General features: G+C 70.8%; 4 protein-coding genes. 3 read left to right on the forward strand and 1 reads right to left on the reverse strand.

Translation table 11 applies throughout. From position 1 onward, the window contains the following. Positions 1-97 precede the first annotated feature (97 nt). Positions 98-9,715, reverse strand: coding sequence for a LamG-like jellyroll fold domain-containing protein (locus tag KLK06_RS37405; RefSeq protein WP_214640365.1), 9,618 nt, complete (start codon positions 9,713-9,715; stop codon positions 98-100). A gap of 170 nt (positions 9,716-9,885) precedes the next feature. Here KLK06_RS37405 and KLK06_RS37410 point away from each other — a divergent pair, with 170 nt between their 5' ends. The 3 genes from KLK06_RS37410 to KLK06_RS37420 all read left to right on the forward strand — a co-directional run bounded on the left by KLK06_RS37410 (position 9,886) and on the right by KLK06_RS37420 (position 15,898). Then, positions 9,886-12,678: a helix-turn-helix transcriptional regulator gene (locus KLK06_RS37410; protein ID WP_214640366.1), complete on the forward strand. Its 2,793-nt coding sequence runs from the start codon at positions 9,886-9,888 to the stop codon at positions 12,676-12,678. Positions 12,679-12,723: 45 nt separating this feature from the next. Next, entirely contained in the window at positions 12,724-15,051 is a 2,328-nt protein-coding gene (locus KLK06_RS62610) for an FHA domain-containing protein (RefSeq protein ID WP_214640367.1), read from the forward strand. Between the two features lie 85 nt (positions 15,052-15,136). Continuing rightward, positions 15,137-15,898, forward strand: coding sequence for a peptidylprolyl isomerase (locus KLK06_RS37420; protein ID WP_214640368.1), 762 nt, complete (start codon positions 15,137-15,139; stop codon positions 15,896-15,898). Positions 15,899-15,965 lie beyond the last annotated feature (67 nt).

The raw sequence follows: 15,965 nt of genomic DNA on the forward strand, positions 1-15,965 counted from the left end.
CACCTCGGTGCTCGAGCCTGTCGTCTTCCGGCTCTACGTACATATACCGCGATCGATGTCCGGGCGGCTCGTCGAACGAGCCGCCCGACCCCATGAGTCACTGGTTACGTGGATGGTTGTCCCACCAATCGTCCTCGAAGGCATAGGCCCGGTCTTCGTACGGGTCCGCCTCTTCGTTGGTCGTCGGGTAGGGGAGGCCCTGGCGCAGCTCCCCCACGTGGAATCGCTCGTGGGCGAGGGTACGGGCCAGCAGTTCCTCGCTGCGGAAGGCCGCCCGCCGCAGCAGGACCATCTGATTGGGATACGTCACCCCAGCCTGCCCGTCCATCTTCTTGTCGATCCTGATGGTCAGGTCGTCGATCCGGATGTCCCAGTCCTGGGCCACTCGCCGGACCGTGTCCATGTTCATCGGGAGCCTCTCGCTCCAGTGCGGCCTTCTGGCATCCCTGGCGCGTGCCAGGTTGACGGAGTCACCCCCGAACAGCCCGCGCGCCCGCGCACCATTACCGCCGCCGTACCCCGCGTCCTCCAGGGACAGCCCTTCCGCGGAGGAGCAGGCGGCGCCGGCACCCGTCACGCCACGGCAGGGGTCGAGCTGCACCGTCGGATCCGGCGGGACGCCCGGGCCCGGATCGACACGGCACTCCTGCATCGCGTCCGCGCCGAACACCCCTGAGCATTGGCCGATGACGTGCGGGGCCGGGTCGAGGCCGCCGTTGGGCTGCCCGTCGCCCGCTCCGGCCTCGATCGGCGTGAAGGCCACGCCGACCTTGTCCAGGATCTTGTCGATGGCGTTGTCGACTCGGTGATTGAGCCCCTTGTCGAGCGCGTCGGCCAGGGAGATGCCCGCCGGACCAGGCAGTTGGTCATGGTCGATGGGGCCCGGCCTGGTCGCGCGCGTCTTCGCGGCGATGTCGGCGAGCTCCTGAGGCGTGGGCGGCGGAGGCGGCGGCGGATCCGCCTTGGGCGGGGTCTTCGTGCCCTTGTCCGGCGAGGAGCCGGGGTCGTCGTCGTCGCCGGGCGTGCTGCCGGACTTGCCCTTGCTCGGCGAGGAGCCGCCCGGGTAGTCGATGTACGGCCCGCTGCCGTCCGGCCAGCCCTTCCACCAGTTGTTCTGCCACCACTTCGCCCCCAGGTAGGCCGCCCCGGCGGTGACGCCGACCGCCGCGAGACAGTAGAGCCACACCGGACCGCAGAACCGTGAGCCGCGCGCGGCCGCACCGACCTCCCCGCCACCGGTGAGGATGAAGTCGGCCGCGGTCAGGACCGGCTTGGCGATGTCGATCTTGACGACCTTGATCACTTGCTTGGCGGTGCCGCACACGAAGGCGGGGCAGCCGAAGTGACCGGTCGGGTCCACCTGGTTGAGCGGGTCACCGTCCGCGTAGGCGAAGCGGTTGCCCTTCGCCGACGGCATCGGATCCACCTCGAGCGTGTCCCTGCTGGAGAACGCGCCGGTGCCCGGGTCGTACCAGCGGGCGGCCATGTTGACCTTGCCGGTGGCCGGGTCCGTCCAGCCGCCCTGGTAGCCGACGCCCCGCTTGGTGCCCGAGCTGGCGACGACCTTCCCGTACGGGTCGTAGGCCACCGAGTCGGTCAGCACACCCGCGCCGGTGAAGGTGGCGGTGAGGTCGCCGTGCCGGTCGGTGAAGGCGTACAGGCCCGCGACGGAGACGATGTTGCCCGCCGGGTCCCTGCCGTAGAGCTCGGTACCCGCCGCGGCCGGGGTGTTGCCCAGGCCGGAGTAGCTGAACGTGCGGCCCGCGGTGGAGGCGACCCGGTCCAGCCCGTCGTAGGCGTAGGTCGTGGCACCGTCAGTGATCATCCGGTCGAACGCGTCGTAGCTCGTCGCGCTCGCGCTCCCGCCGGTCGGCGTCCTGGATCTCAGGGTGCCGCGCGCCGAGTAGGCGTAGCCGGCCGATCCGTCGGAGACCAGTTGGTTGCGCGCGTCGTAGACGGCGGCGGCCGTTCCGGCCTTGGTCCGGTTGCCCGCGTCGTCGTACTCGTAGGCGACCGAGTTCCACGACGTCAGCCTGCCCGCCAGGTCGTAGCCGTAGGTGTTGGCCCCGGCGCCCGCCGTTCCGGTCGTGGTCTTGCTGGTGAGCCGGTCGGCATCGTCGTAGCCGTAGGCGATGGCGGCCAGCACCGCGCCCGCGTTGGTCTTGAGCGTGTCGGAGGTGGGCCGGTGCAGCGCGTCATAGTCGAAGGAGCGCTTGGCGCCGCCGTAGTCCACGGCCTTGAGCTGGTCCATCGAGTCGTAGGAGTAGGTCGAGGTCCCGCCGGTGAGCGGGTCGCGGACCGTGGTGAGACGGCTCGCCGCGTCGTAGTCGTAGGTGGCCGTGCCCGCCTTGTCGGTGCGGGCCTTCATGCGGCCGTCGGCGTCGTAGGTGAAGGACGCCGTGCCGGAGGGCCCCGCCGTGCTGACGAGATGATCGCGATCGTCGTAGCCGAAGGTGTCGCTCCCGGCCGAGGTCTGCCGGCCCACGGCGTCGTAGCCGAAGCTGTGGGCGGTCGTAGCGGTCTCGGCGCCCGCGCCGGTCTCCGCGGTGAGCTGGTTCAGCGCGTCGAAGGTACGGGCGATGGTGACCCCGCCCGGCTTGCTGACCTGGACGGGGCGACCGGCCGCGTCGTAGTCGGTGATCGTCTGGCGTTGGGCGAGCGTGGGGTAGGCCGTGGTCGTCGGGACGAGCATCGCCACCTGGAGGTTCCACGGGTTGTAGCCGTACAGGGTGGCGTTGCCGTTGCCGTCGGTGAAGCGGGTGCGGTTGCCCACCGCGTCGTAGCCGAATGTCGTGGTGACGCTGTGCGTCGACGTGGTCTTCTCGTGCTGGCCGGTCAGCCGGTTCAGCGCGTCGTAGTCGTAGGTGGTGACCCCGCCGCCAGGTCGGTTGACGGTGACCGGGTTGCTCCCCGCGTCGTAGCTGATCGTCGTCGGCCGTAGCTGGTTGCCCGACGCGTCGAGATCGGCCACCGCGGTCGCCCGGCCGGCGCCGTCGAACGTGAGCGTGCTGCCGGTGCCGTCCGGGTTGGAGACCTTGGTCACCCGGCCGGCGTGGTCGCGGGTGTACCAGTGGGCCTGGGAGAGCGGGTCGACGTCGACCACGACCTCGCCCGCCGCGTTGTAGCCGAGCTGGCTGCGCGCGCCCGACGGTGTGGTGACGTAGGTCAGGTTCCCCGCGTCGTCGTACTCGAAGGCGGTGGTGTACCCGGCCGGGGTGGGGGTGCGGTCGACGGCGGTGGCGGAGATCCGCCGGCCCAGGTCGTCGTACGTCGCCCCGGTCACCCGTCCCGCCTGGTCCCGGGTCCAGAGCCATTCCCCGGCCACGTCGAAGCCCGACCGCGACTGCTTGCCCGCCGCGTCGGTCGTGGCGACCACGTTGCCCAGTTGGTCGTAGGTGTAGGTGTCGCCGTGGCCGAGCGCGTCCACGGCGCGCGTCATGCGGCCCAGCGCGTCGTACGTCGCTGTGGAGCCCGCGGTCACCGTGGCGCCGGCGCCGGCCTGCGTGTAGGAGGGCAGGGTGACGGTGAGCGGCCGGCTCATGGCGTCGTAGGCGGTCGTGGTCCGGTAGCCCTCGGCGTCCTCGCTCGTCACGACGTCGCCGAAGCTGTTGTAGCCGGCCCGCGTCGACGGCCTGACGTTGAACGGCGTGCTGCCCAGGTGCTCGATGGCCACCGTCGGCGCCTTGGTCGTGGTGAGCCGGCCCGCCTCGTCGTGGGTGTAGTCGGTCACTGCGCCGCGGGGGTCGGTCATCGTCCGGGGGAGGCCCCGCTGGTCTCTGGTCCAGGAGGTCGTGAGCCACGCGGCGCCGTCCCAGACCTTCTGGGACAGGGGCCGGCCCAGCGGGTCGAGGTCGAACGTGGTCCAGGTGAAGCCGCTGTTCTGCGCCTGGACCAGGGAGATGATGTGGTCGTCATCGTCGTAGCCGTACGTGGTCTTGCGCTTGATGCCGGCGGGGTCCAGCAGCGCCTCGGTGGTCCGGTTGGCGGCGTCCACGGTGTAGGCGGTCGTGCTCTTGCCGTTGCCGGTGACGCGCTGGATGAGGTTGCCCGCGCTGTCGTAGGTGTTCTGCTGGAGCGGGATGTCCCGGGTGGATCCGTCGGCGTTGTGGAAGCCCTCGGCCCAGACCGATTCGAGCAGGTTGTCGTCGTAGTAGTGGTTGCGGGTGGTGCGGCCCATGGCGTCGGTGACCGTGGCCAGGCGTCCGGCCGGGTCGTAGGCGCGGGATTCGAGGACCAGCTCCTTGGGGGAGCCGTTGTCCAGCGGGTCGCCGACCCAGTTGGCGAGGCTGCTGGTCAGCAGCAGTCCGGTCGGTCCGTAGACCTGCCGGTAGTCGGCGCCGGTGGCGTCCACGGTGCGGTTGAGGTTGCCGTAGGCGTCATACCCGTAGGTGGTGGTGTTGCCGGCGGCGTCCTTGACGGACGAGACGCGGGCGGCGGAGTCGTAGGTGTAGGTCGTGGTGCGGGTGGCGTCCTTACCGGTGGGGTCCATCCGATCGACCTGGGTGACGTTGCCGTCGACGTCGTAGGTGTAGATGACCCACGGGAGGTGCTTGACGCCGCTGATCACGTCCGTGGTCGTGGGGCCGACGGTGGCGGTGAGGTGGTTGAGGGCGTCGTACCCCATCGAGGTGGTGACGCCGTTCGGGAACGCGTCGGAGACCTGGGCCACGGCGGTGGGGCGGCCGGCGCTGTCGTAGTCGTACTTCGTGGTGAGCCCGGCCGGGTCCACCATCTGGGCGAGGTCGCCGTTCTGGCGGTAGGCGAACCGGGTGGTCTTGCCGCCGGAGGTGGTCACGGAGGCGAGCAGCGCGTCCGGGACGGTGCCGCCGTCCACGGCGGCCTCGGTGCCGTCGGTGTAGGTGTACTTGGTGGTGCGACCGGCACCGGATCCGCTCACGGGAGGTGTGGTGACGCTGAGCAGGTCGCCGGAGATGTCGTAGGTGTAGCTGGTGCGGTGGTCGGTGTCGCTCGTGGAGGTGGCCCGGGCGTCGAACGTGCCGGTGAGCTTGTCGTTGCGGGGGTTCAGCGGGTTGCCGGCGTCCAGGTAGTAGGTGAAGTAGGAGGTCTGGCAGGAGCGCGGGCCCCGGCAGGTCACCTTCATGACCGGGTTGCCCCGGTCGTCGTTGAAGAGCTGGGTGGTGTGCCCGTCCGGGTCGGTCACCGAGGCCAGGTTGCCGTTGAGGTCGTAGCCGTAGCGGGTGGTGCCGCCTGTCGCGTCGTACAGGGAGGTCGGGCGGCCGCCGTGCCGGGGGTCGAAGCTGTAGACCATCGCCTTGCCGCCCGGGTCGGCGGCGAGCACGGTGGTGCCGGGGATGCCGAACGTCGCGACGTCGTTGTAGTGCGCTTGGATCGCGTCCGTGTTCAGGCTGCTCCAGTAGAGCGCCACCTCGTCGATGGTGCCGGTGAAGTGGCCCAGCGTGTCGGCGGGCTTGGCGGGCCAGTTGCCCGCGATGAAGCCGGCGCCGACGTAGACATGGTCCTGCGCGACCGTGGAGACCGGCCCCTTGGACCTGGTCCCGACCACGGCACCGTCCAGCCAGAGCCACTGGGTGCCGCCGGAGGCCGTCAGGGCGACGTGGTGCCAGCTCGCGTCGGTCACGGTCGTGCTCGTGGTGATCGGCGCGATCGCGGCGCCGTCCCAGAACTGGCCGCGCAGCTTGCCGTCCGTCCCGACGTACAGCGCGGGGGTGTAGTTCGCCTGCGGCCCGGCCGGGTCGGTGAGGGCCTGGGCCTGGTAGGCGAGCAGGACACCGGGCTTGGCGGTCTTGAACCACAGCTCGGCCGAGAGGTCGCCGCCGCCCTTGATCTCGCGGTCGGGGAGCTCCAGGTAGGAGCTGGAGCCGTTGAACCCGGCGGCCGTGTCGCCGCCGGTGGCCAGGACGATGGGCGCGGTCTGGTTCAGGGTGACGTTGTGGTAGGTCGCGTCGGTGTCGCGCCCGTCGCCGTAGGCCGCGCTGGCCGCCCGGGTGCCGGAGTACTCGGCGAGGCGGTAGTACTCGCGCGGCCGGGCGCTCAGGACCGCGTTGGGGTAGTACTCGGTGGAGCCCTGCGTCTGGGCGGGGTACACCCGCCACTGCCCGCCGTTGGCGTCGGTCACCGAGGCGACGCGGTCGCTCTGGGCGTCGTAGGCGAGCGTGGCCTGCAGCTTGCCCGAAGGCAGCTTGACCGTCTCCAGCACGCCCGTGTACTGACCGGCCTTGTACTGAGCGGTGACGGCCGTGGGGCCGAGCGGGTGGGTGTAGAAGGCGGGGTCGTCGATCTGGCCGGTGAAGTGGCCGCGCGTGTCGGCGGGCGCGGCGGGGCACCAGCCCGAGGTGGTCATGTAGCCCGCACCGACGCTGGCGTACGGCAGGTGGGTGGGCATGATCTGCTTGGCGCGGTCGTCCACGATCGACCCGTCCACGTACAGGCCCTGCCAGGTTCCGCTCGAGGTCAGCACCACGTGGTGCCAGGCCCCGTCGTTCACCGCCGCGGTCGAGCTCATCCCTCCGCAACTGCCGTCGTCGGCCAGCTGGCCGTGCAGCTTCCCATCGGTCCCGACGTAGAGCATCGGCAGGAAGCCCCAGGGGAGCGGGCCCCGGGAGTCCTCCAGCGTGTTCATCTGCGCGCCGTACAGCACGCCGGCCTTGGTGGTCTTGAACCACATCCCGACCGCCGCGTAGGTGGTGTCGTCGGTGATGTTGTACGGCATGCGCAGGTAGGAGCTCGTGCCGTTGAACGTCGCCGAGCCGTCCGTGGTCCCGGCCGGGGCGCCCGCCGCGCCGAAGGCCAGGTTGACCGCCTCCGCGTCGTCCTGGCCGACGAACTGCCGGGCCTCGTTGGTCGCGCCCTGGTGGAGCCGGTAGTACATCGCGGGGGCGGCGTCCACGACGGCCGTCCGGTGGTGCGACACCATGCTGTAGGTGTATTTCGTGCAGGCCGTCGTCGTGCCCGGCGGGCAGACGTGGGCGAGCAGACCGTAGCCGTAGCCATAGGTCCACGCGGGCGCTCCCTGGGCGGGATCGGTGGCGACCGAGGTCACCACCCCGCTGGTCCAGGTGAAGTAGAGGCCGCGGCCGCTGAGCTTGTTCACGACCTTGGCGAGGGTGCCGTCGCCGTTGTAGGTGAGGAACTCGCCGTGCAGGTCGTCGTCGTAGATCGCGGTCAACCGGCCGTTGTTCGGGTCGAACACGTACGCGCCGCCGGACTTGTCGCGGAGGAACCACGCCAGATCGGTCTTGACCAGGCTCACCGACCGGCCCTCGGGCGGCGCGTACGTGCCGTCGGGGTTGCGGCCGAAGCGCGCCTGCCGCCCGTCGGGGTAGGTGACGACGACGTTGCCCGTCCAGTCCGCGTCGGTGACGATCCTCATGTCGTAGGCGGTGGTCCAGCCCACGCCGAACATCCCCGCGCGGGAGTTCAGGCTGCTGTACGAGCGGGTGATCGCCAGCGCGGGACCGGCGGTGGTGAGGCTGGCGTCCGTGGTGGTGGCCGCGTACTGGCCGGTCAGCGGGTCGACGCCCTTGACGGCGGCCGTGCCCGCGCTGTCGGAGACGTGTGAGGAGACCAGGGGCTGCGGCACGACCGTGCTGAACGTGCTCCACCCGGTCGCCGGGCTGGAGGTCTTGCCGTCGGTGACCAGGGCCTGCCACACGTACTGCTCGCCCCACTTGAGCTTGCCCTGCGGCACCGTCCAGTTCGCGCTCTGCTCACCGGTGTTGGAGTCGCCCTTGACCAGGCCGGTCGCGGGGCACGTGTTGGGGTCGGAGAGCAGGCAGACGTTGAAGATGAAGTTCAGCGAGCCGCCGGGCCACTCGTCCTCGTCATGGCCGGTGACCGTGAACTCCGGCGTCAGCGTGGACTCCACGTACCCGCTGCCCGGCCACATCGAGTCGATCTGGGGCGGCACGTTGACCACGGTCAGGCTGACGCACCAGACGGGTACGCCCCAGTCGGAGAAGAACTGCCCGTTCGTCACCATGTCCCAGCAGATCTGGTACGAGCCCGGGTTGAGCGAGTCGATCGTGGCGCTGACCTTCGCCGAGCCGTTGTTGGCGATCGTGGCGGGCAGGCTCGCGGCCGCGGTGGAGCTGCCCACGAAGGTGCCGCCGGTGGTGTACACCTTGTAGCCCAGCTTGACCGTACTGGGGGACCAGGAGTTCATCCCGTTGTTGATCACCGTGACGGGGAGCTTGCCGAAGCTGTTGGCCGTCACCGGCGGGTCGATCGTGGCATCGGAGCCGATCACGTACAGCGCCCGCCAAGGGCTGTAATCCACCTGCAGGTACGGCGGGTTGGCCGAGTTGGCGCTGGCGAACTCCTTGAAGCTGTCGGCGGTCAGCGCCAGGCCGTTGTTACCCGCGCCGTTGGCCCAGTCCGACAGGGCGGACAGGCCCGCGCTGTTGATCCCGATCCACGCCCAGCCGGCGCCGCCACAGGTGACGCCGCCGGTGAAGCTGGCCGAGCCCCAGGTGTCGCCGAGCGTCACGCCGGGATAGGAGGCGATCGTGCCGACGTTCCAGCTACTGGTGATCGCCTTCACCGTGACCGGGTTGGCCGAGCAGGAGTTCGACAGGGTGTTGTAGAGGAAGAGCGCGGCGCCGGTCACATAGGCGTGGGGGATCTGGGAGGCGAGGTTGAAGTTGATGTAGGTGTTGTTGCGCTTGGTGCCGTCCTGCGAGCCGACCAGGAGCTGGTCGCTGCCGGAGTGGTTGGCGCCGGAGTGGTTGTCGACGTAGGTGTCGGAGGCGGCGCCGCTGGTCGTGCGTACGTAGGAGGAAGGGTCGATGACCACGGGGAACACGCGCTTGTTGGCCCGCAGCCACTTCTGGTCGGCGCTGACCCGCAGGACGTTGCCGATGAGGGTGTAGCTGACCGCGTCGGAGCGGGCGCCCGCGGCGTCGCGCATGAACCCGGCGGGGACGGTGACGCGGACGGCGCCTCGCTCGTCGACGAACTCCACGCCCTGCGGCGAGCTTCGCGCCGTCAGACCCTTGGCCTGGAAGGGGAAGTCCCAGGGGCCCGTCGCGGCCTGGCCGGAGGTCAGGACGAGCGACTCCTTGATCCCGTTCCAGGTGGCCTCGACCTCGATGTCGGTCCCCGGCAGCACCTCACTGTATTTCGCGATATTTCCGGAAATACTGGCTTTGGTGCTTTTTGCCGCTTGGAGGGCGAAGGACAGGCTGTGGCCCTCGTCCAAGGTGAGCGATTGGAGCCTGGGGTCGGCGGCGTTGTCGGCCACCTCGACTCCGACGTCGTTGGCCGCCTGCCGCCAGCGGCCGGCCGCGCCGGTCAGGTTGAGGTCGATGTCCGCCCACTCACCGGTGGCCGTCTGGTAACGCACCGGCCTGGAGTACGTGCGCACGGTGTAGGTCTGATCGGGGTTCTGGAAGACCTTCGACGTCGCGTCGCCCAGCCTGGGCACCACCTGGCTCTGCTTGGCGTCGAACCCGTGGACCTCGCTGTTGCCCGGCTTGCCGGTCGCCGCGCTCACCTGCTGCGGTCTGTTCGACAGCCGGGAGACAGGTTTGGGCGTCTTCGGGGCCTCCTGGGGCACGGTCCCCTTGGGCGGCTTGGCGGCGGCCCGCTTGGTCGGCTCGGTCCGCGCCTGGGTCGCGTCCGCCGCCACCTGGTGGGCGCGGTTCGCCGCCGACCCGAGCCGTTGCTCGGGGAGCGTGGGCTCCTTGGGAGCCGCAGTGGCTCCGTGAGCTGCGACGCTGATGACAAGGGTGCTCACTGTCAGTGCAGCGCAAAGACGGGTAGCCCAACGGTTCCTCATGCAGACCTCCGGCGGCGACCGTAATCGCCACCTGTCCGTCCCACATCTGTACGGGGGACGTGGATCTAGGTCGTCCGAACCTTCCCGGTTAGGTATGAGATCCACTACAAGTCCGGTACTCTCGCCTCGTGCTGCACGGGCGCATCGCGGAGCAGGCCAGGATCATGCGACTTCTCGCTGGTGAGAGCGGCGCTCTGATGGTGCGCGGGGAAGCCGGGGCGGGCAAGAGCGCGTTGCTGGCCTTCGCGGCCGAGATCGCGAGTGATCAAATCGTACTCCGCGCCTCCGGTACGCCTGAGGAGTCCCACCTCCCGTACGGCGGCCTGCACATGCTGCTGGCGACCACCCGCCCGCGCTGGAAACACCTGCCCGCCCAGCAGCGCGACGTCCTCGACCACCTGGGCCAGGTGCCCGGCATTCACGCGGCCGGCGAACCGTACCTGCCTGCCTGGAACCTCCTGCGTCACCTGGCGGGGAGGGGGCCCGTGCTCTGCCTGATCGACGACGCGCACTGGCTGGACCGGGAGAGCCTGGCGGTCCTGTCCTTCTGCGTCCGCCGCCTCGCCGCCGCGCGCGTGGTGATCCTGTTGGCCGCCGAGGGCGAGCTGCCCGCGCTGCGCGGAATCGACGAGCTGGACCTGCCCGGTGTCGACCGGCAGGCGGCGCTGGACATCGTCGCCGAGCGCCGGCCGGGCATCGTCCCGCAGGTGCGTGAGCGGATCGTCGGTGATGCCCGCGGCAACCCGCTGGCCCTGTGCGAGCTGGCCGCGGGGATCAGCCCCGCGCAGGTCGAGGGCGGGCTGTCACCGCTGGGCCTCTACACCGGCTGGCCCGGACGTTCGCGGCGGGCCGATCAGTTGTACGGCGAGCGCTTACGCGCCCTGCCCGAGCGGACTCGTTTCCTCCTCCTGCTGGCCGCCACCGACCCGGCGGCCTCCCTGCCCGAGCTGCTCGCCGCTACCAGGGCGGTTCCGGCCGCTCACTCCGAGCTTTTCACCGCCGCCGGAGCGACCCCGGCTGATCTGGCGCCCGCCGAGACCGCCGAGCTGGTCGAGGTGCGGCAGGCCGGGCTCACCCCTCGCCACCTGCTGATCCTGGTCGCCGCCTACCAGTCCGCGCCGGTCTCGGCCCGCATCGCCGCGCACCAAGCCCTGGCCGAGGTGTCGCCCGAGCGGCGGGTCTGGCATCTCGCCGCCGCCGTACTGGGGCCGGACGAGGAGATCGCGCGCGAGCTGGCGGCCATCGGGACGTCGTCGGCGCTGGAGCGCGCAGCCGAGCTGACCACCGACCCCCGGCCACGCGCCCGGCGCTATGCCGCCGCCGCGGTCGCCGCGTGCGACGCCGGCCAGCAACGCCGCGCGGCGGACCTGGCGACCCGCGCGACCGAGCTGAGCGCCGAACCATCGACGCTGGCCTCGGCCGCCCGCGTGCTGGCCACCGTGGAGTGCGAGATCGGCTCGCCGACCAAGGCCGCGCGGATGCTGCTCGACTCGGCGGCCAGGATCGGCGACGACGACCACGCCATGGCCATCGTGATGATCGCCGACGCGATCCGGCTGTTCGGCTACAGCGGCGACGAGGGGCTCGCCGCCCAGATCGCCGCCGCCGTCTGGGCGGCGCCGGCGGCTTCGCGAGCCCCTTCGCGGGTCGCGCGGTCAGGCGCCCAGCCCACCTGGTCCACTCCGCTGGCCCGGTCGCTGCCCACGCTGGCGAAGATCATGGCCGGTGACCCGTTCAGCGGCTTCGCCGCCATCGGCGAGCTGGTCGAGCACACGCCCGCCCTGGCCACCCAGCAAGCCATCACCGCCACCTCTTTGGGGCTGATGGCCGCCGACGCCGGCTCGGCGCTGCGGCTGACCAACACGCTGGTGACCGACTGCCGCCACCAGGACCTGATGGGGCTTTTGCCGTACGCCCTGCAACTCCAGGCCCAGGCCCTCCTGCTGAGCGGCCGCAAGGCCGAAGCGCTCAGACAGGCCACCGAGGGGCTGAAGCTCGCCCGTGACCTCGGCCAGACCCACCGAGTCGGGCACCTGAGCGGCCTGGTCGCGCTGATCGCCGCGTTGAGCGGCGATGAGAAGCGCTGCCGGGCCTACGCCGAGTCGAGCCTGGCCTACTGTGCCGACCACGACGCGCCGGCCAGCGCGGCGCTGGCCACCTGGGCGCTCGGCCTGATGGAGCTGGGACGGGGCCGGGCGGGCGCCGCCGTGGAGCACCTGGCGCGCGTGGTCGCCGGCCCCGCGCACCACCCGGTGGTCGCGGTTCACTGCGCGGCCGACCTGGTCGACGCGGCCGTCCAGGCCGACCTGCCCGGCGCCGCCGCCGAGCCGCTGGCCCTGCTGGAGCGGTGGGCGGGCGACACGCGCCAGCGCTGGGTGGGCGCGGTGGCGCTGCGCTGCCGGGCGCTGGTCGCGCCGGACGGCGAGGCGGAGCCGCTCTTCACCGGCGCGCTCGACCTGCACGGCCCGTCCCCGGCCTCCTTCCAGCGGGCCAGGACCGAGCTCGCCTACGGGCAGTGGCTCCGCCGTATCAGGCGCAGGTCCGAAGCCCGTTCTCATCTGCGGGCCGCGTGTGCCGCGTTCGAGTCGCTGGGCAGCACCCCCTGGGCCGAGCGCGCCGCGGCCGAGCTGAGCGCGACAGGGGAGGCGAGCCCGGCCGAGCCGCTGCCGGAAGCACTGCGCGGGCTGACGCCGCAGGAGCGGCACGTCGTGTCCCTCGCCGCACAGGGGTCGTCCAACCGGGACATCGCCGCCCAGCTCTTCCTCAGCCCGCGGACCGTCGGCTATCACCTCTACCGTGCCTTCCCCAAGCTGGGCATCACCTCCCGGACCGAGCTGGCGGACTTGCTACGGCAAGCCGGCACCGGTTTCGGGACGATCACACCGGCCGCCGATATGACCGGCCACCCCCGTCCGGGATGACGAAGCGTTTCGTCATCTCTTGCCCTCCGTGAGAAAGGCGGTCTCGTGACGCAGCTTGTCGTCGAAGGCCATGGCGTATCTGTGACCCTCGATCCGGGGCGTTCCTACCGGTTGGGCCGCGATCCGGGGTCGGATGTCGTCGTCGACGCCGATCACGTCTCGCGTACGCATGCCGTGCTGCGGTTCGAGGGCGGTCAGTGGATCCTGGAGGACTCGGGCAGCAGCAACGGTACGTACGTGAGTGGCCACCGCGTCCAGCGGGTCGTCGTCGGTCCGGGAACCAGGATCGGCCTCGGCCACCCGGCGGATGGCGGACTCATCGGCTTCCGCGCCGCCCCCGCACCCGAAGGCGGCGCCCCCGAGATCCAGCCGACGCCCACGGTCCGCTTCCCGCGCACCGGACAGTGGCGTGCGCCGGCCGCCGTCAGGAACCTCGGCGGCGCGCAGGTCGTGCGCATCGGCCGGACGCCGGACAACGACATGGTCGTCACCGATCTGCGGGTGTCCCGGCGACATGCCGAACTCCGGATCACCGGCGATGGCCACGAGATCGTCGACGTGGGCAGCCGCATGGGCACGTACGTCAACGGCCGGCGCGTGCAGCGGGCCCGCATCTCCCCGGACGATCTCATCGGCATCGGGCCGTCGACGTTCCAGCTCGTGGGCGACACGCTCATGGAGTACGCCGACACGGGCGAGGTCTGCCTCCAGGCGCACGACCTCACCGTCACCGTGGGGGGCGGCAAGGTGCTCCTGGACCATGTGTCGTTTCCGGTCGGCGAGAAGTGCCTGCTGGCGATCGTCGGCCCCAGCGGTTCGGGCAAGTCCACCCTGCTGCGCGCACTCACCGGGTTGCGCCCCGCCGACCAGGGCGTCGTCACGTACGACGGACGCGATCTCTACCGCGACTACGCCGAACTACGCTCGCGGGTCGGCCTCGTGCCGCAGGACGACATCCTGCACAGCCAGCTCACCGTGCGCCGCGCCCTCATCTACGCCGCGGAGCTGCGCTTCCCCGACGACACCCGGCAGCACGAGCGGAAGGCGCGGGTCGACGAGGTGCTCCAGCAGCTCGGGCTGGAGAACCGCAGGGGCAACCGCATCTCCTCGCTGTCCGGCGGCCAGCGCAAGCGCGTCAGTGTCGCCCTGGAGTTGCTGACCAAGCCGTCTCTGCTGTTCCTCGACGAGCCGACCTCCGGCCTGGACCCGGGGCTGGACAAGTCGGTGATGCAGATGCTGCGGGGGCTGGCCGACGACGGCCGTACCGTCGCCGTCGTCACGCACAGCGTCGCCAATCTGGACATCTGTGACCGGCTCCTGGTGATGGCGCCGGGCGGGAAGATCGCCTACTTCGGCCCGCCTGACGAGGCGCTGCCGTTCCTCGGGTTCACCGACTGGGCGGACGTGTTCCTGGCGTTCGACGACCCGGCCAGGGACTGGGCCGGCGAGTACGCGCGATCTCCGCTGCACCAGAAGTACATCGCGGCCGACCTGATCGCGCCGGTCTCGACGAGGCGCCCCGTACAGCGGGAGATCCCGCCGAAACAGCAGAGCTGGCCCGAGCAGCTCAGTACGCTGGTGCGCCGCTACTGCCGGGGCATCGTGGCGGACCGGTTGTTCCTCGGCATCACCATCGCCCTGCCGATCGTGATGGGCCTGCTGGCTCGGGTCGTCCCGACCGGCGACTTGATGGGACGCCCGAACAGTAACGGCAACGCGGCGAACCTGCTGCTGATCCTGTGCATCGGCGGCTGCCTGACCGGTGCCGCGAACTCGGTGCGCGAACTGGTCAAGGAACGCGCCATCTATCAGCGAGAACGGGCGGTCGGGCTGTCCAGATCGGCCTATCTCTGCTCCAAGCTGCTCGTGCTCGGCCTGATCACCGTGGCGCAGGGCGTCGTGCTGACCTACGTGGCGATGCTGAATGTCAAAACGTACGACAAGGGGGTGTTCACCGCGCCGATGACCGAGCTCTCGCTCGCCGTCGCGCTGCTGTCGTTCACCGCGATGACCGTGGGCCTGCTCATCTCCGCGCTGGCCAAGACCAGCGAGACGACCATGCCGCTGCTCGTGCTCGTCACACTGATCCAGCTCGTCTTCTGCGGGGCGCTGGTGCACCTGGACGGCAAGCCGGTGATGGAGCAGATCTCCTGGCTCGTACCGGCTCGCTGGGCGCTGGCCGCGTTGGCCGGCACGCTCGACGTGGGCCAGCTCATCCCGCACATCCAGGATCCGCCGGACCCCTTGTGGAGCCAGGACTTCGGCACCTGGTTCCTGGACATGAGCGTCCTGGCCGTCCTCGCGGTGGTCTGCGCTTTCCTGGTGGCCCGCATGCTGCGCCGCCATGAGCCGGCGGTGATGCGCGGCAAGTGACCGAGACGGGTTTCTGGACAACCGTGCTCACCGATGGTTGACGTGACGGTTGAGATCGACTAAACCTTCCGCGAAGGAGGGTGTCATGATCCGTAGAGCATGGTTACCAGTGGCGGTGGCGGCGAGCTGCGTGGTGGCGTTCGCGCCACCCGCGTCCGCGGAGCCGGACGAGCCCACGACGGCCGCGGCCCCCACCACGGACGGGGCCCGGCCGCCGAAGGTGACCAAGGGCCCGTGCCAGTACACCGAGACGCCCGACGACCCGGCCGTGCGCGAGGTGCCACTGCCGCCTGACCCGCGCCGCACCCCTGCCCGGCCCGTCTCCGCCGTGCTGAAGACGAACCACGGAGAAATCGGGCTCACCCTCGACCCGGCCAAGGCGCCGTGCACGGTGCAGAGCTTCGTCCACCTGATCCGGCACCGGTTCTACGACGTGACCTCGTGCCATCGGCTGACCGCCTATGACCGGTTGAAGGTGCTGCAGTGCGGCGACCCCAGCTTCACCGGCGAGGGCGGGCCGGGATATCGGTACAAGGACGAGCTGCCTGTCGACCTGCCGCCGTGGCCGGGGGATACGACCGGGCTGCGGAAGACATACGCGCGAGGCGTGCTGGCCATGGCCAACGCGGGGCCGAACACGAACGGGAGCCAGTTCTTCCTCGTGTATGGGGATTCGGGGCTGCGGCCGGACTACACCATCTTCGGCACCGTGGACGCCGCCGGGCTGGCCGTGCTGGACCGGATCGCGGCGGGAGGAATCCAGCCGACGCCCGGGGATCCGGCGCCGCCGGTGGACGGCAAACCGGTGCTGCCGGTGAACATCGAGCGGGCCCGCGTCTGCCGATAGGCCCCGCTTGGGCGGCCGGTCGCCAACGCGGCGCATGGCCCACCCCGCCGAGATCCTGCGCACTCCG

The organism is Nonomuraea sp. NEAU-A123 (genome assembly GCF_018603905.1).
Classification (GTDB): Bacteria; Actinomycetota; Actinomycetes; order Streptosporangiales; family Streptosporangiaceae; genus Nonomuraea.